Source organism: Nonomuraea mangrovi, from assembly GCF_042681425.1.
Taxonomy (GTDB): Bacteria; Actinomycetota; Actinomycetes; order Streptosporangiales; family Streptosporangiaceae; genus Nonomuraea; species Nonomuraea mangrovi.
This window is the reverse complement of the sequence record NZ_JBHUFV010000047.1, coordinates 180,995-200,374: the sequence shown is the minus strand read 5'-3', so window position 1 is coordinate 200,374 and position 19,380 is coordinate 180,995. Positions and strand designations below refer to the sequence as shown.

Here is a 19,380-nt window from a genome sequence, read left to right as displayed (position 1 = left end):
CCATGAACCCGGTTGAAGGCATGACATCGCATAACCTCCCGGTTGAACCGAATCGTTTCGTCGGCCGCGCGCGCGACCTCGATGAGCTGTGCGGCCTGCTCCGAGATCAGCGCCTGGTCACGCTCTGCGGCGTGGGCGGCATCGGAAAGACGCGCCTCGCGCTGCGCGTGGCGGCGAAGGTCGTGCCCGACTTCCCCGACGGGGTGTGGCTGGTCGAACTGGCCAGGATCACCGGCGCCGACCTGGTGGCGCACGAGATCGCCAACACGCTCGGGGTGCGTGAGGAGCGCTCGAGGCCCTCGCTCGACGGGCTGCTCGTCCGGCTGCGCGGCGCCAGGGCCCTGCTGCTCCTCGACAACTGCGAGCAGGTCGTCGAGCGCTGCGCCGAGCTCGTGTCCGAGTTGCTGGCCGGCTGCCCCGACCTGCGGATCCTCCTCACGACCAGGGAGGCTCTGCGCATTCCTGGCGAGCTGGTGTGGCGGGTGCCCCCGCTCGACCTGCCGGACGCACGCCATCCCGACGCCGAGGCCGTCCTGCTGTTCACCGACCGGGCGCTGGCCGTGGGCACCAGGCTGAGCGGCGGCGACTTCGACGACGTGGCCAGGCTGTGCGTGGCGCTGGACGGGCTGCCGCTCGCGCTCGAGCTGGCCGCCGCCCGCACCAGGATGCTCAGCCCCGCGCAGATCGCCGATCGGATCGGTGACCGCTTCAGGCTTCTGACCAGCGGTGACCGTACGGCGCCCGCCAGGCAGCGGACGCTGCTGGCCACCGTGGAGTGGAGCCACGACCTGCTCACCCCCAAGGAGCGGGTGCTGCTGCGGCGGCTCTCGGTGTTCGCCGGGCACTTCGATCTCGACCTGGTCGAGCAGGTGTGCGCCGACGACGGGGACCTGCCCTCGCACGAGATTCTCGACCTGCTCGGCGGGCTGGTCGACAAGTCGTTGCTGCTGGCCGACGGAGGGCGCTACCGCCTGCTGGAGACGATCAAGCAGTTCGCGGCGGAGCGCCTGCGGGACGAGGACGAGCGCACCTGGTTCCGCGACCGGCACCTGCAGGTGATCTGCGAGGTGCAGGAGCGCTGCTTCGAGTCGGGCCTCGCCACGCCCCGGGCGCCGTGGCCCGAGCGTCTGCCGTACTTCGTCAGGGGCAGAGCCCTCATCGACGACTGCAGAGCGGCGGTCGACTGGGCGGTCGAGTCGGACAACGCGCTGCTGGGGCTGCGGCTCGCGTACGTGGCCTCGGCGCTGCTGGCCGTCCACGGAGAGATCGCCGAGGGCGTCGAGTGGTTCGAGCGGCTGCTACGGCTCGACCTGACGGGCGTGCCGCCCGAGGTGGTCGCGCTGAGCAAGGGCGCGCTGGCCTACGGGCTGGAGGCGAGGGACGACCTGGCAGGCTGCGAGCGGGTGGTCACCGAGGCGCTCAAGGAGCAGGAGAAGGTTCCCCACAGCCTCGGCAAGGGCGTCACGCTGAACGTGGCGGGCGTGCTGCTGCTGCGCACCGGCCAGTTCGACCGGGCCGAGCGGCACTTCGAGGAGGTCGTGGCGACCACGCGGGAGTGGGACGACACCTTCAACAGGGTCATCGCGCACTCGTGCCTGGCCGTCCTGGCGGGTGTCAGGGGACAGCTGCGGCTGGCGCAGCGGCACGCGGGCGAGGCGCTGGCCGTCGCCAAGGAGAACGGCCACCCGTGGCACGTCGCGATGGCGACCAGCCAGCTGGCGGCCGTGGCCGAGTGGCGAGGCGACACCGAGGCGGCGGTGACCCACTACCGCGAGGCCGCCGCGATCTTCGACGAGCTCGACAACAGGGTCGAGATGGAACGCTGCCTGGTGATGGTGGCCAAGGTCGCGATCGGCCGCGGCGACCACGCCACGGCCGAGGGACTGCTGGCCGAGTGCCTGGAGCTGGCGCAAAAGACAGGCCAGCGCCTCGGGATGGCGCGGGTGCTGCGGGTGCTGTCGAGGCTGGCCGACGTCGAGGGCGACCTCGCGGGGGCCGTGCTCTCCTCGGGCGCGGCGACCGCGCTGGCCGAGGAGATGGGCGAGCCGACCGTCTCGGGCCGGATCGAGGAGCTGCTCGCCCGCGCCCGCGACAAGCTCGGCGAGGGCCGTACGGCGTTGCAGTGGTCGAGGGGCAGGGAGCTCGACCCTGTCGAGGTCGCGCGCCTGGTGCTGGCAGGAGAGGGCGGCGGGAACGGGCGGCTGCCGGTCCCCGCTGTGGCCGAGGTCCCGCACCCCGTGCTCACCGCCCGCGAGCAGGAGATCGCCGGGCTGCTCACCCGCGGCCTGTCGAACAGGGCCATCGCCGACGAGCTGGTCATCAGCCCCGCCACCGTCGCCAGGCACATCGCCAACATCATGGAGAAGCTCGGCTTCACCTCGCGCTCGCAGATCGCTCTCTGGGCCGTCGAGCACGACCTGGGTTCTGCATAACGGTCTGCATATTCCGCCCCATGTGCGGGCGAAGCACGCTCCCTAGCCTGATCGCATGAGCACAGAAGACCTGCTCCGGAGCCGTGGGCTGCGCCCCGGCGACCGGGTGGTCGTCTGCCTGCCCCGGGGAGCGGACCTCAGCGCGGCAGTGGACGGCGCGATCGCCGTGGGAGCCATCGTCACGGTGCTGCCCGCCGGTTTAGAGACGGGCGACCTCATCAGGGGGAGCGCCGCGCGCATCATGATCTCCGACTCGGACGACGCCATCAAGGCCGCCGAGGACTCCCGTATCAGGCAGGTCATCGGAAGCGCCGAACTCCAGGGACCTTAGGCTCGATCCATGCCTTTCGCCACCAGCTTCCCCGTCATGCTCAGAACCGCCGACGGCGTGCGGATCGACGCCGCTCACACCCCTTCGCGCGGGCGAAGTGACCTGGGCATCGTGGTGGCGCACGGCTTCACGGGTTCGTGGAGGGAGCCCACCGCCCGCAGGATCGTCCATGTGCTGAGCGGGTTCGGCGGAGTGGTGGCCTTCGACTTCCGCGGCCACGGCCGCTCCGCCGGTGAGAGCACTGTGGGCGACCTGGAGGTGCACGACATCGAGGCCGCGGTGCGGCACGCGAGGGTCGTCGGCTACTCGTCGGTGGCGGTCGTCGGCTTCTCCATGGGGGCGGCCGTGGCCCTCCGGCACGCGGGCCTGCACCGCGGCGTGGACGCGGTGGCGGCCGTCAGCGGCCCCGCCCGCTGGTACTACCGGGGCACCAGGCCGATGCGCCAGGTGCACTGGGCGATCGAGCGGCCGTTCGGCAGGTTGGCGGCGCGGGTGGTCAAGCGCACCAGGATCGCCGTCGGCCAGTGGGACCCGATCCCGCTGCCGCCCCACGAGGCCGCCGCGCTGATCTCCCCGACGCCGCTGCTCGTCGTGCACGGCGACGCCGACACCTTCTTCCCGCTGGAGCACGCCCACCAGATCTTCGACGTCGCCCGCGAGCCCAAGGAGCTGTGGATCGAGCGCGGATTCGGGCACGCCGAGTCGGCCGCCACGCCCGAACTCGTCCGCCGGATCGCGAAGTGGATCACCACGAACACCGCGCAGAGATAGATCGAACCTTTTCGGTATTAAAGGCGTCTACCTATGACGTAAGGAAGGAACCCGCAGGGGGATCGCCAACGGTGCCATCAGCCGTCAAGGCGGTAGACGCGGGACATACTTCTGTAGCCGGGTGAACGCCCAGCGTCGCGGGGGCGCGCTGGGTGCCGCTCGCACCCTGCCCCGGTACGGCATGCCGTACCGGGGCGGTCCTTCGCCGGCCAGTGGCCCGGCCCGGCCGCTCGGCCCAGCCGCTCAGCCGGGTCCTCGCGGCTCAGCCGAGCCGCGAGATGGTCTTGTACTCCAGGTAGGCGGACAGACCCTCGGGGCCGAGCTCGCGGCCGACGCCGCTGGCCTTGTAGCCGCCGAAGGGTACGTTGGCCTCCAGCATGAAGCAGTTGACGCCGTAGGTGCCGGTGCGGACCTGGCGCGCGATGTCCATGCCGTGGTCGGTGTCGGCCGTCCACACCGTGCCCGCCAGGCCGTAGTCGCTGTCGTTGGCGATGCGGACGGCGTCGGCCTCGTCCTCGTAGGGGATCACGGCCAGGACCGGGCCGAAGATCTCCTCGCGGGCGATCCGCATGTCGTTGTGGACGCCGGAGAAGACGGTGGGCGCGACGTACCAGCCCCTGTCGTGGGGCCGGTCGAGGCCGCCGACGACGACCTTCGCGCCCTCGTCCATGCCGATCTTGATGTAGCCCTCGACTCGTTCCTGCTGGCGCTTGGCGACCAGCGGGCCGATGCCGGTGGCGGGGTCGGCGGGATCGCCGACCGCCTGCGAGGTGACCATGCCCGCCACGGCCTCGACGACCTCGTCGTAGCGGCGGTGGGAGGCGAGGATGCGGGTCTGCGCCACGCAGGCCTGGCCGTTGTTCATGAGCGAGGCGATGGCGAGCATGCCCATGCTGGCGCCGAGATCGGCGTCGTCGAGCACGATCGCCGCCGACTTGCCGCCCAGTTCCAGACTGCAGCGCTTGAGCTGCTCGCCGCAGATCGAGGCGATGCGGCGGCCCGCGGCGGTGGACCCGGTGAAGGCGACCTTGTCCACGCCCGGGTGGGAGACCAGGTGCTCGCCCGCCTCGCGGCCCGCGGGGACGATGTTGAGCACGCCGCCAGGGATGCCCGCCTCCTGCACCATCTCGGCCAGCAGGTAGGCGTCGAGCGGCGTCTCGGGCGCGGGCTTGAGCACGATCGTGCATCCGGCCAGCAGCGCGGGGGCGATCTTCGTCATGGAGACGAACTGGGGGACGTTCCACGGGACGACGGCGGCGACCACGCCGACGGGCTCCCTGCGCACGGTCGAGGGACCGAACAGGCCGGGGCGCTCCTCCTCCTGCTGGAACGTCCTGCCGTATTCGGCGTAGTACTGGAGCATGCCGAGCGGTTGGGGGGCCTGGGCGAGCTGGGAGAAGGTGATCGGCGAGCCCATCTCCTCGGTGATGAGGGCCGCCATCTCGCCCTGTCGCGCGGCGTAGATGTCGGCGAGCCTGCCGATGGCCTCGGCCCGCTCGCCGAAGCTGAGCCGGGGCCACGGCCCGTGGTCGAAGGCTTCGCGGGCGGCGGCGACCGCGCGGTCCATGTCGGCGGGCGTCCCGTCAGGGACCGTGCCGACGACCTGCTCGGTGTGCGGGTTGATGACCTCGATGACGCCGGTGCCCGCCGGGGCCACCCATTCGCCCCCGATGAACAGCGTGTCGTGCTGGCGCATGTCGTGACCCTTCTCGTTTGACCGAGTGCTTGCTCTCTTGGGAGACCGAATCATGTTCTGTGCGGGCACGCAAGAGGGGTACGGCTCGCCGGAGCCGTACCCCTCGGCCCGCTCTAGCGAGGATCGCCGAGCAGGTGGGTCAGCGACCGCTTCACCAGGTCGGTGCGCTGTGCCTGCGTGGTGACACCTTCGACGCCGTATCCGAGCAGAACGGTGTCCTTGGTGATGATGCCGCCGCCCTCATCGAAGATCTTGTCGGTGCGGCCCCAGTTGTTGAGCAGCGGACCGGAGCCGGGTGGCGGCCCGCCGGCGGTCCATCCGCCGAGGTCGGCCTCGAAGGACGTCTCCTCCGCCACCGCGCCGTCGAGCGTGACCTTCGCGTCGTCGAGGAAGACGCCGGCCTGGTGGGTGCTCCAGTCGGTGATCGACGAGAGCGAGATCTCGACCTTCTTGCCCGCGTAGGGAGTGAGGTCGACCTTCCACTGCTGCCAGCCCGCCGAGTTGCCGGTGGCCGCGTGCCATGCGCCGCTGCTGCCCGTCGGCTCGCAGTTCGGCCCCTGGTAGCGGGTCGTGAACGGGTGGATCTCCCTCCAGTGCTGTCCGTTGGGCGTGTTGCAGCTCGACCCCGTGGACTGGGTGGTGTGCCCGTTCGCGTCGGGCAGCGTCGTCCAGTCGTCCTGGCCGACGGTGTGCGCCTCGACGGTGAAGAAGTCCCAGTCCGCCTCGGTGTCGAGGGAGGCCCAGAACGTCAGGTCCCCGCTGCTCTCGCCCGTCAGGTCGATCGTCTTGGTCAGGCGCTTCCACGACGCGTCGGCGATGCCGCTCTGCACGTCCCACGCCCCGGTGTGCGGGTCGAAGGGGCCGCCGGGCCTGTCCCACGTGATACCCGCCCTGCTCTCGAACTGCGGGAACGTCTCGACGGGCAGGATCGCGGAGGTGGCGACCCACGAGTTGTTGTGGTCCTGGTTGTCGGCCGAGTCGCCGCCGTTCAGCGTGCCGGTGAAGCCGCTGAAGGCGCCCACGGTGCCCTTCAGCCCGAACGGCTCATGCGTCTGCTGGCTGGTGCCGCCGTTGTCGAACCAGATGTAGGCGCCCAGCCAGTACTGCTGGAAGTCGTTGTTGGCCTCGAAGCACGGGGGCGTCGCGGCGACCACGCACTCGCCGAGCGAGGCGTCGGGCTGGAAGAAGAAGCCCTGGTTGGCGTTGCGCGCGTAGTGGGCGTACTTGCCCGCTGACAGGAGCTTGCCGCCCTCGTTGAGGTAGTCGCGCACCGCGATCTCGGTCTCGACGCTGTACCTGGCCAGGGTGCCGGGCACCTGCTCGGGCGAGCGCGGGTTGATGTCGTCGCCGGTCTCCCACACGACGGCCTTGTAGTGGCTGAGCACGCCCAGCGGGTGCGGCGCCTTGCGGCCGCTCTTGTCGATGTCGTAGACGTCGGAGGTGTAGCCGGCCTCGGAGATCGCCTTGGCGTAGTCGTCGACGTACTTCGACTCGGTGACGCCCTGGGCGGGACTGATGCCCGTGACGTCCTCGGCCGCAAGGATCAGGACCTTGCCGCCGATGTCGTCGGCCACCTTGTAGGTGAAGTCAGCGCTCTTCTTGGTCAGCGACCTGAACCAGACCTTGACGCTGTCTCCCGGACCGGTGCCGGTGATCTTGCCGCGGAGCTGGTGGTAGTAGACGTCGTAGCCCTTGCCGTACCTCTCGCCGCCCTTCCACTCGCTGGTGAGCGCGGTCTTCGTGCGGCCCCCGTTGACCTGGTACTGCACGACCACAGGGCCCAGCTTGCGCTTGGCGTTGACCTGGACGACCTGGTCCCTGCCGTGGCTGACCTCGAAGTCGTCGACGACGAAGTCGGGCGTCTTGTTGCCCAGGTGGCTGACCGGCTCGACCGGGTTGGCCGCCGACTTCGCGATGTCCAGGGCGAAGGGGAGGTTCTTCTCGAACTCCGCCTGGACCAGCGCCTCGTCGTCGGGGAAGACGAAGCCGCAGCCGTCGCAGCCCTCGTTCAGCTCAGGCGTCCACGAGAGCGTGCCGTACTCGCCGTGCGCGCGGTCGTTGGTGTCGCCGTTGGTGATGTACAGCTCTCCCGCGGCCAGGCCCGGATTGAACCCGGGGACGGCCGGATTGGCGTCGGTGCCGCTCAGCGCCTCGTAGACCGGGTTGTCCGCGCTCGCGGTGTACATCTGCCAGCCCAACGGGTACAGCAGCAGCGGGCCGAAGGAGTGGTAGTTGAGCTGCAGCTTGAACTTGATCCGGCGCAGCAGCCCGTCCATCGCCCTGGTCTCGGGCTCGCTGGCGGCGGCCGTTCCCCGGTACGTCTCGCTGCTGGGGACGCTGGAGGCGCCCTCCTCGTCGTAGTGGAAGTTCGTCGGGAAGTTGCGGTTCGGGTCGACGCCGTCGCCGCTGGCGATCTGGCCGTCACCGTTGTTGTCACGCAGGTTCTTGCGCCACAGACGGTTGCCTTCGGTGAAGGTGAAGTCGTAGCCGTCGGGGTTGGCGACGGGCACGAACCACAGTTCGGTCGTGTTGAGCAGGCCCGACAGCGTGCCCTTGTTGGCGACCACGTACTTCAGCAGCCGCATGTCGACCTCGGCCGCGATCCACTCGCGGGCGTGCTGGGTCGCGGAGTAGAGGGCGGCGGGCTTGGCGCCGTCGCGCAGGGTCCTGGCGTGCTTGGTCACCTTGACGGCCAGGATGTCCTGGCCCTTGATCGTCTTGCCGATCGACTGCAGCTTGACGATGTCCTTGTTGGCGTCGGCGATGGCCTTGAGCTGCTCGGCGATGCCGCCCTGCTCGGAGTAGCTGCGCCAGACCGTGTAGCCGCCCGCGGCCTGGGCCTTGGCGGCCTCGAGCTGGGTCTGGCCCTGCGGGTTGCGCACGGGCTCGGGCTTGTGCCCGAGTTTGCCGATCTTGACCAGGTCGTCGCTGTCGGCGGTGAACTCGATGTGCTCCTTGCCCGCGACGGCCTGCTTCTGCACGACATCGAAGCCGTCCTCGGCGAGGGCCTGCCCGATGCCCGGCGGGCCGTCCAACTGGTAGAGCTCGATCCGGTCGGCCGAGGGTAAGGCGGGGTCCTCTGATGCGACGGCCTGCCCAGCCACCAGGGAAGTGGCCAGGCAGGCGGTCACGGCTGTGACGAGGGTGAAAGTTCGAGACAAGTTCTGCCCCTTTGCAGAAGACGGAATGCTCGAAATGTCACCCGGCGTGGAGTGCTCGGCAAGACCCAACTGTTGGCCCACTTTCCGGCAAAGTGGTAGATAGTTCGCCAAAGGCGCACGAGTTCGCTGGTTCAGGTGGCAGGGAACAAGATCATCTTCTATAGTCGCTCCGTCTAGGAGGGGAGGACAGGCGTGAGATCAGGGCGTCTTGCCGTGCTCGCCGTCGTCCTCGTCGCGCTGGTCGCGGCCCCCTTCCCGCACTCCGCGACCGCCGACCCCGACAGCCAGACCAAGCTGCGCAAGCTCACCAAACAGGCGGCCCAGCTCAACAAGCTCTACCGCGGCACGATCGAGAGCCTCGAGGACACCCGGCTCGCCGCCAAGAAGGCCACCGACAGGGCGGCCAACCTCAAGGCGGCGCTCGCCAGGGCCGAGGTCGAGGTGAGCCAGATCGCACAGACCACCTACATCCAGGGGCCGCTCGACGGCACCGCCCTGTTCAGCTCGCCCGCGGAGCCCTACCAGGTGCTGGGGCAGGCGGCGAGCATGGCCTACCTGTCGGCCGAACGCACCTCCAAGCTCAACCGCGTCAAGGAGATGGTCGCCGACGCCCAGAAGGCGAAGAAGGAGGCCGACGGCAAGATCGACGACCTCGAGCGCGACGTCAAGAAGATGCAGAGCAAGCGGCGCGACATCGAGAAACTGCTGGCCAAGTACGGCATCCAGCAGCCTGGCAGCGCCAACGGCCTCACTGCGCGCATGGTCTCGGTCCGCGACGAGGTGATGCGCAACTTCCCGATGTTCTACGGCGTCGGCTGCCTGAGGGTCGGCGACCCAGGCGAGCACGGCAAGGGGCGGGCCTGCGACTTCATGATGAGCCCCGGCGGATCCATGGCCTCGGGTGCCAACCTGGCGCGAGGCGACGCGCTGGCCCAGTGGCTCATCTCCAACGGGTCGCGGCTCGGCGTGATGTACATCATCTGGAAGCAGCGCTACTACGACATCCGCACAGGCGGCGGCTGGGACATGATGTCCGACCGTGGCGGCGTCACCGCCAACCACTGGGACCACGTGCACGTGTCGGTGTTCTGAGTCCAGGCCGCTACGGCCGCGCCGTACGCGACAGGTGCTCCTTCAGCCAGTGGTAGGAGGCGCGCGGGGTGCGCAGGCCGGTGGGGAAGTCGACATGGACCAGGCCGAAGCGCTGGTGGTAGCCCTCGGCCCACTCGAAGTTGTCCAGCAGCGACCAGACGAAGTATCCCCGCACGTCGACGCCCTCGTCCTGCGCGGCGCGCACGGCGGCCAGATGGCCGTCGAGGAAGGCGATGCGGGCCTGGTCGTCCAGCTCGGGGTAGGAACAGCCGTTCTCCGTGACGTAGATCGGCGGCAGCGCCGTGCCGTACCGGTCGCGCAGGCCGACCAGCAGCTCGCGCAGGCCGTCGGGGACGACGGGCCACCCGAAAGCCGTGGTGGGGTAGCCGGTGACGCCGAGGTCGGTCCACGGCAGCGAGTCGTCCGTGGGGGCGCCGATCCGCGTGGGGTTGTAGTAGTTGATGCCGAGCCCGTCGAGCGGCGTGGAGATGACCTCCAGATCGCCGTCGCGGACGCAGTCGAGGGTGACGCCGTAGGCGGACAGGTCGGGGTAGCGCCCCAGCAGGACCGGGTCGTTGAACAGCCGGTTGTGCAACGCGTCGTAGGCGTCGCCCGCCGCCGCGTCCTCCGCCCAGACGGGGGTGCAGTTGTTGGTGACCAGCACCTGCTCCGCGCCCGCGGCCCGCAGCGCCCGTACGGCCAGCCCGTGCCCGAGCAGTTGGTGGTGCGCCACGGGGAGCGCGTCCAGCATCAGCGCGTGACCAGGAGCGTGCACGCCCATCGCGTAGCCGAAGACCATGTGCACGAAGGGCTCGTTGAGCGTGATCCACATCTTCACCCGGTCGGCGAGCCGGTCGGCCACGACCGCGGCGTAGTCCGCGAAACGGTGGGCGGTGTCCCTGTCGAGCCACCCGCCCCTGTCCTCCAGCGCCTGGGGCAGATCCCAGTGGAACAGCGTCGGCACGGGGGTGATGCCGCGCTCGCCGAGCCCGTCCACGAGCCTGTCGTAGAAGTCGAGCCCCTTCGGGTTGACCTCGCCGGAGCCGCCGGGCTGGATCCTCGGCCATGCGATCGAGAACCGGTAGGCGTTGACGCCCAGGCCGGTCATCAGCTCGAGGTCATCGGGCCAGCGATGGTAGTGGTCGCACGCCACGTCACCGGTGTGCCCGTCGCGGGTCCTGCCGGGCTGGTGGGCGAAGGTGTCCCAGATGGAGGCGCCGCGGCCGTCCTCGTGGACGGCGCCCTCGATCTGGTAGGCGGCGGTGGCCGTACCCCAGAGGAACATAACCGGTGATATTAGGCGATCAAGGGGTCCGAGGTCGCGAGGTCGGCGGCGCTGATGGGCCAGGATGGGGATATGACGAGTACCCTGCGCCGCCGTCCCTCCCAGCGCCGCAGCGCCGAACGGGTCGAGCGGATGCTCGACGAGTGCGCCTCGCTCCTGGACGAAGTGGGCTATGACGGGCTGACCACCAAGGAGGTCGCCCGTCGGGCCGAGGTCCCGATCGGCACCTTCTACCAGTTCTTCTCCGACAAACAAGGCCTGGTCAGGGCGCTGGCCATGCGCAACCTCGACAGGTTCCTCACGCGCGTCACCGACCGGATCGCGCAGGCCGACCTCGCCCACTGGTCGGAGCTGTCCGACCTGGCGATCGACGAGTTCGTGGCGATGAAGCGCACCACACCGGGTTTCGCGGTGGTCGACTTCGGTGAGGTGCTGCCCACGCCCGGCGGTCCCGCGCTGCCGGGCACCAGCCACATGCTCGACGCGGCGACGGAGAACAGCGCCGTCGTGGCCGACCGGCTGCGCGCCCTCGTCGTCGGGCTGTACGACAAGCCCGAAGGCGAGCGGCTCGACCTGGCGCTGCGGGTCGCCGTCGAGGCGGCCGACGCGGTGCTCAAGCTGGCCTTCCGCACGAGCTCCGACGGCGACCCGGCGTTGATCGCCGAGTGCAAGCAGTTGGTCCGCCGCTACCTCGCCGAGCACCTCAGCGTGGCTCGTCCAGCCGAGCCATGAGCGCCTCGTCCAGCTTGAGGCCGGCCGCCCCGATCGCCTCCTCCAGCTGGGCCATCGTCGTCACCCCCACGATCGGCACCAGCCCCTGGGCCGTCAGCCACGCCAGCACCACCTGGTTCGGCGTCGCGCCCAGCTCGTCCGCCACCTCGCGCAGCCTCGCCAGGCGGCGCGTCGTGCCGGGGTGGTCGTACCACTCGGGGACGGGCCGGTCGGCGCGGGTGTAGGCGCCGGACATCAACGTGTTGTACACCCACAGGGTCAGGTCCTCCTCCTCGCGCACGTAGGCCAGCGTCTCGTCCGTGGTGAGGATGTGGCCGCCCTCGGGCAGCTTCACCAGCGGTCGCGGCCGCAGGTAGGTGTGCCGCAGCTGCAGCGCGGTGTAGGGCAGCCAGCCGTTGGCCGCGGACAGGTTCCTGGCCCGCTCCAGGCGCCACGCGGGCATGTTGCTCGAGCCCAGCCTGAGGATCTTGCCCGCCTCGGCCAGCTCGTTGAACGCGCCCAGGGTCTCCTCGAGCGGGACGGACCGATCCTCGATGTGCGACCAGTACACATCGATGCGGTCCGTCCCCAGCCGCCGCAGGCTGCCCTCGATGCCCTTCCCGACGGCCTGTGCCGACAGGCCTTCCGCCGAGTCGAGCGTCGTGTCACCCGGCACCGTCGGGCGCGCCCCGACCTTGGTGCTCAACACGATCCTGTCCCTGGCGCCGCGCGCGGCCAGCCAGGCCCCGACCGCCTCCTCGCTCTCGCTGCCGGTACGGCCGGCGTTCCAGAACGGGTAGTTGTTCGCCGTGTCGATCATCGTCCCGCCCGCCTCGGTGAACCTGTCGAGAAGAGCGAAGGTGTCCTGCAGGGTGACCCTGGTGCCGAAGTCGATGGTGCCGATCGCGAAATCCATGGGCGAGACTCTGCGAGCTGGAGCGCACTCCATGTCAAGCGATTGACCTGGAGTGCGCTCCAGGTGGGAGGATCGGCCTCGTGAGCGTCTACACACCCGCTGAAGTCGTCGAGGAGACCGGCTTCAGCCTGGACACCCTTCGCTACTACGAGAAGATCGGCCTCCTGGCCCCCGTAGACCGCAACGCCGCGGGACAGCGCAGGTTCTCCGAGGAGGACCTCGGGTGGCTGGGGACGATCAGATGCCTGCGCGACACGGGCATGCCGATCGCCCAGATGCTGCGCTTCGCCGAACTGGTGCGCGCGGGCGACCACACCATCGCCGACAGGATCGCGCTCCTGGAGGAGCACGACAGCAGGGTGCGCGGCCAGATCGACAACCTGATCGAGCGCCAGCGCTACATTCACAACAAGATTTCCTACTACCGCAGCGTGCTCTAGCCCGCGCTTGGCGTTGCGGTTGCTAAACCGGGGGGTATGGCCGGACCCCGGGCGAGACGCATGAACATCCCGCTGCGTCGCGCGGCGATACTGTGCGCGGCGATGCTGTTCGCGCTCCTCGCGAACGTCACCTACATCCAGGGGTTCACGACGGCGCGGCTCAACGCCGACGCGCGCAACCAGCGCATGCTGATCTCCAGGTTCGAGCACCCGCGCGGCAAGATCCTCACCCGCGACGGGACGATCATCGCCGCCAGCCGCAGGACGAAGAACGCCAGTTACGCCTACCGGCGGACCTACCCCGGCGGCAACCTCTACGCCGCGGTCACCGGCCACTCCTCGCTCTACACCACCACCGGCCTGGAACGTGCCGAGGACGCCGCCCTCACCGGCAGCGACCCGAGAGTGCGGGTGCGCGCGCTGGTGACCGACGGCATCAGCGAGGGCGCCGACGTGCGGACCACCATCGAGCAGCGCGTCCAGCGGGCCGCCTACCAGGGCCTGGCCGCGACGGGGCGGCGTGGCGCCGCCGTGGCGCTCGACCCCACGACGGGGGCGATCCTGGCGATGGTCTCCTACCCGTCCTACGACCCCAACCTCTACACCACCTTCGACGGCGCCAAGCTGACGGAGATCGACACGCTGTTCCACGCCGACCCCGGCCGGCCGCTGCTCAACAGGGTGCTCAACCAGAACTATCCGCCCGGCTCCACCTTCAAGGTCGTCACCAGCGCCGCCGCCCTGAACTCCGGCACGTACGCGTCGGCCTCCGCCGTGGACGCGCCCATCAGGCTGCTGCTGCCGGGCACCTCCACCTACCTGCGCAACGCCGGCGGCGAGTCCTGCGGCGACGGGCGTCCGGCGTTGGCCTTCGCCTTCCAGATCTCCTGCAACACCGCCTTCGCCGCCATGGGCCTCGACATGGGGCAGGACACACTGCGCCAGCAGGCGGAGGCGTTCGGGTTCAACGACGACACGCTGACCGTGCCGATGCCGGTCTCCATGAGCGTCTACCCGAGCGGCCTCGACCAGGCGCAGACCGCGATGTCGGCGATCGGGCAGTTCAACGACAGGGCCACCCCGCTCCAGATCGCCATGCTGTCGGCCGCGGTGGCGAACGGCGGCGCGCTGATGCGGCCCTACCTGGTGGAGGAGGTCCGGCTGCCGGACGGTTCGGTCATCGACAGGGCCGAGCCGTCCCAGTGGCGCTCGGTCATGAGCGCGCGCGAGGCCGCCCAGCTCACCGCCATGATGGTGGAGGTCACCGAGCAGGGCGGCACGGGTACGGCGGCCGCGCTGCCCGACGTGCAGGTCGCGGCCAAGACGGGCACGGCGGAGAACGTCCAGGGCGCGGAGGATCACGCGCTGCTGACGGCCTTCGCCCCCGCCGGCAGCCCGCGGGTGGCTGTGGGCGTGGTCGTCGAGCAGGCCGGCTCCGGCGGCGACGTGGCCGCCCCCATCGCCCGCCAGATCATGCAGGCGGTCCTCACCTGATCCGGAGCCCCGCCTCCGCGCTCCGGTTCCCGCGAGACCTCTCGGGCCGTCCGCTCTCGGGCCGTCCGCTCTCGGGCCGTCCGTTCTCGGGCCGTCCGTTCTCGGGCCGTCCGTTCTCGGGCATCCGTTCTCGGGCCGGCCGCGCCTTCGGGTGACGCGGTTCGCGTCGGCCGTCGACCCGCCGGGCTCTCGCGGGATGAGGACCGGTGGCCTCCGGCGAGGGTGGGGCCGCGTCAGCGGTAGGCCTGGGCCTGGAGGTTGTAGAGGTCGGCGTAGAGCCCCTCCTCCGCCATCAGGTGATCGTGGGTGCCCTCCTCCACCACCTTGCCGTGGTCGAGCACGTAGATCCGGTCGGCGTACCGCACGCTCGCCAGCCGATGCGTGATCAGCAGCACGCTCCGCCCGTCGGAGTGCCGGCGGATGCGCTCGAACAGGGCGTGCTCGGCCCTGGCGTCGAGCGCGGCCGTGGGCTCGTCGCAGATCAGCAGCGGCGCGTCGCGATGGAAGCCGCGCGCCACGGCGATCCGCTGCCACTGCCCGCCGGACAGCTCCTGCCCGTCCTTGAAGCGCCGGTCGAGCAGCGTGCTGTAGCCGTACGGGAGCTCGGCGACGACCTCGTCGGCCCCCGCGACCTCGGCCGCGGCGACCAGCGCGGGCTCTCCCTTGTCGGTGCCCATGGTGATGTTGTAGCGGGCCGTCAGCGGCCACCTGGTGTGGTCCTGGGCGATGACCGCGGTGGACAGGCGCAGCTCCTCCGGCGCCACCTCGCGCACGTCGAGCCCGTCCCAGCTCACCGTGCCCCCGTCGGGCTCGTAGAGGCCGGAGAGGATCTTGGCGAGGGTGGTCTTGCCCGAGCCGTTCTCGCCGACGAACGCGATGACCTCGCCCCTGCCCACCCTGACGGACACGCCGCGCAGCGCGGGGTTGTCCGAACCCGGATAGCTGAAGGTCACGTCGTCGGCCCTGATCTCCTCGAACGACCGCGGCGCGGGCGTGGGCCTCGGGTCGGCGATCCGGCGCTCGGCGTCGGCGCAGAAGTCGAGGAAGTCGGTGAAGTAGAGGCCCTCCTCGTAGAGGCGGTTGGTGGCGTACATCAGGTTGCTCAGCGACATCTGCCCCTGCCGGATCGCGAGGACGGCGGTGCCGGCCACGGCCAGCGGCAGCGCCCCGAAGGCCAGCAGCAGGCCCAGCGCGAGGTAGACCAGGCCGGTGCCGACGCCGCCCAGCGCCTCTCCGACGATCCTGGCCACCGTCTGCCGCCTGGCCAGCCGCAGCAGGACCTCCTGCTCGGCCCTGGCCACGGCGTCGTACATCCGCAGCAGGAAGCCGCGCATGGTGAAGGAACGCACCTCGGCGGCGGGGGAGCGGTCGGCCAGCAGCTCGGCGATGATCCACTTGCGTCTGCGGGCGGGGATCAGCGAGTACATGTACGAGTAGCGCATCCTGGCCGAGCGCACGGCGGCCCACGCGTCGGGCAGCACGGCGAGGATGAGCAGCGGCAGCAGCGACGGATGCAGGATGCCCAGCACGCCGGCTACGGCCGCGATGCCGATGAAGGCGGTCATGACGTCGATCGCCGTCATGACCACCACGTCGGCCATGGCGACGCCGCGCATCCTGGCACGTTCCATCGCGTCGTGGAAGTCGGGGTCGTCGTAGGCCACCAGCGGAACCCTGCTGGTCAGGCCGTACAGTCGCTCTTCGGTGAGTCTGGAGACCTGCGGGTCGAGCCTGGACTGCGCCCAGCCCGCGGCCGCCTGCGTCAGCGTGCGCAGCGCGGCGGCCGCCGCCACCAGCGCGAGACTGGGCAGCGCCGCCCGCACCCGTTCGGGCGTGGGGCCCTCGCGGAACAGCGCTTCGAGGACGCCGGTGGTGGCCAGCAGCCCGAAGGCGGTGAAGACGCCGCCCGCCAGGTTGAATCCGACGGTGGCCGCGGTGTCGCGCGGGCTGGCCCGCCACGCCATCCGCATCGCCTGCCCCACCAGGGCCGGCAACCGGCGGGCGATGGTCAGGAAGCCGACCTCCGCCATCTTGTCGGTGTGTGCGTGCCAGTCGGAGAAGGAGATCTCGCCGAGTTCGAGGGGCTCGTCCGCCATACCCAGGAGTGTGACGGACGTCACCGACAATTTCCTACGGCTGCCCCGCCGTTGCGGGCCGGCGCGCGCCGAGGGCGTCGGCGATATCCGGGCGTATCGCGACGAATGCCGCAGCCACCGGGCGCGGGCAGGTCGGGCCGCGGGTCGGGGCGGGCGGCGTGGGCGAGCACGACCGCGCCCTCGTCGAACCGCCGGCTCGTGGAGTGGAGCAGCACCTCACCCCACGCGTCGAGCAGCGCCGTGGCGGCCTGGTCGGGATGGGCGCCGTCGCGCAGCGCTGCCGCCGGACTCCGGTAGGCGAACGCGCCGCGCTCCGGCAGGCCCCTCGTCACGTACACACGTGGCCGTTCTCCTCACGGGGACGCGCCTGCGTGACGACCTCTTCTCTACACATCCTTGACCCACTGCGGATACATGGCCGAATGGCCATCTCGGCGCATGTGCCCGAAGCCCGCCCCGCCTAGCGTTGCGTCTGTGATCGACCGGCGGCTCCCCCTGAACCCGGTGCTCCGGGTGCCACATCGCGGGCGGGCGGGCACGGCCGGGGGCGATCCATCCGAAACGTCGCGTTCGCAGGTGGGCCTGGCCTCCTCGGAGGGGTGGGGGTCGTGGTCCGGCGGGCGCGACAGCGGGCTCGAGCCGCGCAGGGCTCGAGCCCGCCCAGGCTTCAGGGACGGTCCTTGAATACACATCGCTATACATATCTCGGTGGATGCTGCGGCCCACATGCCCGCTGTGGCGCCACGCCACCGACATCCCCTTCACCGGGCGCCGTGACGGGAGGTGTGTTCGCCGCCGCCTACGAGCGCGGCGACCGTCCCGCGCTGATCGACCTGACCGCCGGCCTGGTGTACGGCTACCGCCGTCTCGTCACCGAGGTGACCGCGGCCGCCTCGGGCCTGATCCGCAGGGGCGCCAGACCCCACCAGGTGGTGGGCGTCCACGTCGACACCGTCACCGCGCAGACGCTGGCCGTCCACACCGTGATCGCGGCGGGCGGGGTGGCCGCGCCGCTCGATCCCGCGCTGCCCGTCGGGCGGATCGCCGGGCGGCTGTCGGAGTGCGACGCGCGCATGATGATCACCACGAGCCGCCTGGCCGACTCGGCTGTGAGGGCGGTGGAGGACTCCAGGGTGAGGCAGGTGATCGCGTTCGGCGACGCGCTCGACACCGTCGACTTCGCGCGGCTCTCGCTGCTGGACGCGGTGCCGCTGCCGTCGCTCGACCCCGCGACGCAGACCGCGCTGTCGCTGGCCGACGGCCGCACGCTCACCCACCATGACCTGCTCGGGGAGATGAGCGCCCTGGACAGCGGCGTCGCTCTGGCCGACTCGGACGTGGTGCTGGTGACCTGGCCGCCTGATGGCGGCGGCGACCTGGTCGCGCTGGTCGGCCTGGCGGTGAGCAGGGGCGCACTGGTGATCGCAGCCAACGGGCTCGCGCCCGCGAGCCTGGCGGGGACCCTTCACGACTTCGGTGTGACGGTGACGGCGCTGGCGGGCCGTGGCGTGCGGCGACTGTAAAGAGAGCGCTCCCCGAATATGCCGACCTGTTACCCGCACATGCCTTGACGTCGCGGAGTGCGAAGTGGGTTGATTGCCCTACTGACAACGTTGTCACCGACCGTGGTGAAGGAGCGGTGTGCGATGAGACGACGGTGGTTAGCGGCGATCACCCTGGCGGCCGTGCTCGGGCTGACGGCCTGCGGCGGCGGAGGCGGCACTGCGGCTCCGTCGGGTCAGGCCTCCGGCGCGGGAGGAGACGCGAAGAAGCAGGTGGAGGTCTTCTCGTGGTGGACCGGGCCCGGTGAGGCCGACGGTCTGAAAGCCATGAAGGAGATCTTCGAGAAGCAGAACTCCGGCTTCACCTTCTTCGACGCCGCCGTGGCGGGAGGCTCCGGCGACAAGGCCAAGGCGCTGCTGCAGTCCAAGCTCCAGGCCGACACCCCGCCGGACACCTTCCAGGGTCACGCGGGCGCGGAGCTGCAGGGTTACATCAAGTCGGGCGACCTCGAGGACCTGACCTTCCTCTACGACGAGCTCAAGCTCAAGGACGTCTTCCCCGCGCAGCTGGTCGAGCAGATCAGCTACGAGGGCAAGATCTACTCGGTGCCCGTCAACATCCACAGGTCGAACATCCTCTGGTTCAACCCGGGCGTCCTGAAGGAGGCAGGGGTCGCGGGTGCGCCCAAGACGATCGAGGAGTTCATCGCCGCCCTGGAGAAGGTCAAGGCCAAGGGCAAGATTCCGCTGTCCATCGGCTCGGAGTGGACCGTCACCCACCTGATGGAGAGCGTGCTGCTCGGCTCGCTCGGCACCGACGGCTACAACGCGCTGTTCAAGCCGGGCGCCAACTGGGGATCTCCCGAGGTCACCAAGGCACTGGAGAACTTCAAGACGATCATGTCGTACGCGGGAGACCCGCAGGACGACTGGCAGCCGGCCGCCGCGCAGGTGGCGGAGGGCAAGGCCGCCTTCAACATCATGGGCGACTGGGCCTACGGCTACTTCCACAACCCACCGGAGGGCGGCCTCGGCAAGCAGTCGAAGACCGACTTCGACTGGGCGGCCGCGCCTGGCACCGAGGGCACCTACCTGTGGCTGTCCGACAGTTTCACGCTGCCCAAGGGCGCCAAGAACAGGGACGGCGCGGTGGCGTGGCTCAAGGTGGCGGCGAGCAAGGAGGGACAGGACGCCTTCAATCCGAAGAAGGGTTCCATCCCTGCGCGCAAGGACGCCGACGCCTCGCTCTACACCGACTATCTGGCCGACGCGCTGAAGGACTGGTCCTCCAACAAGCTGGCCGGATCCATCCAGCACGGCGTGGCCGTCAACCAGCCCTGGCTGGCCTCCATCAACGAGGCGGTCGGCCTGTTCATCGGCAGCAAGGACGTCGCCGCGCTGCAGAAGGGCCTCGTTGACGCCGCGGCGGCCAACGCCCAGTGAGGCCTGCACA

General features: G+C 70.2%; 15 protein-coding genes. 9 read left to right on the top strand and 6 right to left on the bottom strand.

What is annotated here, in order from left to right; translation table 11 throughout:
- The first annotated feature begins 2 nt into the window (after positions 1-2).
- From ACFSKW_RS31025 to ACFSKW_RS31015, 3 genes are read left to right on the top strand one after another with little or no spacing between them, the layout of a single operon-like run.
- The gene (locus ACFSKW_RS31025) at positions 3-2,432 is read left to right on the top strand and encodes an ATP-binding protein (RefSeq protein WP_379576023.1); all 2,430 of its coding nucleotides are present in this window, start codon (positions 3-5) and stop codon (positions 2,430-2,432) included.
- 55 nt (positions 2,433-2,487) lie between these two features.
- On the top strand, positions 2,488-2,763 hold the full coding sequence (locus ACFSKW_RS31020) for a hypothetical protein (protein ID WP_379576022.1): 276 nt from the start codon (positions 2,488-2,490) through the stop codon (positions 2,761-2,763).
- A gap of 9 nt (positions 2,764-2,772) precedes the next feature.
- Positions 2,773-3,534 carry an alpha/beta hydrolase gene (locus ACFSKW_RS31015; RefSeq protein ID WP_379576021.1) on the top strand — a complete coding sequence of 254 codons (762 nt, stop codon included), beginning with the start codon at positions 2,773-2,775 and terminating at the stop codon, positions 3,532-3,534.
- Positions 3,535-3,796: 262 nt separating this feature from the next.
- Here ACFSKW_RS31015 and ACFSKW_RS31010 read toward each other — a convergent pair whose 3' ends face one another.
- Together ACFSKW_RS31010 and ACFSKW_RS31005 are read right to left on the bottom strand one after the other, a co-directional pair.
- A complete protein-coding gene (locus ACFSKW_RS31010; RefSeq protein ID WP_379576020.1) occupies positions 3,797-5,230 on the bottom strand; it encodes an aldehyde dehydrogenase in 1,434 nt (477 codons plus the stop codon).
- 113 nt (positions 5,231-5,343) lie between these two features.
- Positions 5,344-8,391, bottom strand: a complete 3,048-nt coding sequence (locus ACFSKW_RS31005) for a M14 family metallopeptidase (protein WP_379576019.1) — start codon at positions 8,389-8,391, stop codon at positions 5,344-5,346.
- Between the two features lie 192 nt (positions 8,392-8,583).
- Here ACFSKW_RS31005 and ACFSKW_RS31000 point away from each other — a divergent pair, with 192 nt between their 5' ends.
- Positions 8,584-9,483, top strand: a complete 900-nt coding sequence (locus ACFSKW_RS31000; protein WP_379576018.1) for a coiled-coil domain-containing protein — start codon at positions 8,584-8,586, stop codon at positions 9,481-9,483.
- A 10-nt stretch (positions 9,484-9,493) separates the two neighbouring features.
- On the opposite strand, the gene ACFSKW_RS30995 is transcribed toward ACFSKW_RS31000, so the two are convergent.
- Positions 9,494-10,768 (bottom strand): GH1 family beta-glucosidase, encoded by a 1,275-nt coding sequence (locus tag ACFSKW_RS30995; protein WP_379576017.1) that lies wholly within the window; start codon positions 10,766-10,768, stop codon positions 9,494-9,496.
- A 72-nt stretch (positions 10,769-10,840) separates the two neighbouring features.
- On the opposite strand from ACFSKW_RS30995, the gene ACFSKW_RS30990 reads away from it, so the two are divergent.
- The gene (locus ACFSKW_RS30990; protein ID WP_379576016.1) at positions 10,841-11,500 is read left to right on the top strand and encodes a TetR/AcrR family transcriptional regulator; all 660 of its coding nucleotides are present in this window, start codon (positions 10,841-10,843) and stop codon (positions 11,498-11,500) included.
- On the opposite strand, the gene ACFSKW_RS30985 is transcribed toward ACFSKW_RS30990, so the two are convergent.
- A complete protein-coding gene (locus tag ACFSKW_RS30985; protein ID WP_379576015.1) occupies positions 11,472-12,395 on the bottom strand; it encodes an aldo/keto reductase in 924 nt (307 codons plus the stop codon). The genes ACFSKW_RS30990 and ACFSKW_RS30985 overlap by 29 nt on opposite strands.
- Before the next feature lie 80 nt (positions 12,396-12,475).
- Between ACFSKW_RS30985 and ACFSKW_RS30980 the strand changes: the two genes are divergently transcribed.
- Together ACFSKW_RS30980 and ACFSKW_RS30975 are read left to right on the top strand one after the other, a co-directional pair.
- Complete coding sequence (locus ACFSKW_RS30980) at positions 12,476-12,835, top strand: MerR family transcriptional regulator (RefSeq protein ID WP_379576014.1); 360 nt, start codon at positions 12,476-12,478, stop codon at positions 12,833-12,835.
- A gap of 60 nt (positions 12,836-12,895) precedes the next feature.
- Entirely contained in the window at positions 12,896-14,329 is a 1,434-nt protein-coding gene (locus tag ACFSKW_RS30975; protein WP_379576013.1) for a peptidoglycan D,D-transpeptidase FtsI family protein, read from the top strand.
- A gap of 233 nt (positions 14,330-14,562) precedes the next feature.
- Here the strand turns inward: ACFSKW_RS30975 and ACFSKW_RS30970 are convergent, their stop codons facing one another.
- Positions 14,563-16,425 carry an ABC transporter ATP-binding protein gene (locus ACFSKW_RS30970; protein WP_379576012.1) on the bottom strand — a complete coding sequence of 621 codons (1,863 nt, stop codon included), beginning with the start codon at positions 16,423-16,425 and terminating at the stop codon, positions 14,563-14,565.
- Positions 16,426-16,445: 20 nt separating this feature from the next.
- Positions 16,446-16,763, bottom strand: coding sequence for a hypothetical protein (locus ACFSKW_RS30965; RefSeq protein ID WP_379576011.1), 318 nt, complete (start codon positions 16,761-16,763; stop codon positions 16,446-16,448).
- 435 nt (positions 16,764-17,198) lie between these two features.
- On the opposite strand from ACFSKW_RS30965, the gene ACFSKW_RS30960 reads away from it, so the two are divergent.
- Both ACFSKW_RS30960 and ACFSKW_RS30955 read left to right on the top strand, forming a co-directional pair.
- A complete protein-coding gene (locus ACFSKW_RS30960; RefSeq protein ID WP_379576010.1) occupies positions 17,199-17,948 on the top strand; it encodes an AMP-binding protein in 750 nt (249 codons plus the stop codon).
- A 123-nt stretch (positions 17,949-18,071) separates the two neighbouring features.
- Positions 18,072-19,370: an extracellular solute-binding protein gene (locus ACFSKW_RS30955; RefSeq protein WP_379576009.1), complete on the top strand. Its 1,299-nt coding sequence runs from the start codon at positions 18,072-18,074 to the stop codon at positions 19,368-19,370.
- The last annotated feature ends 10 nt before the right edge of the window (positions 19,371-19,380 follow it).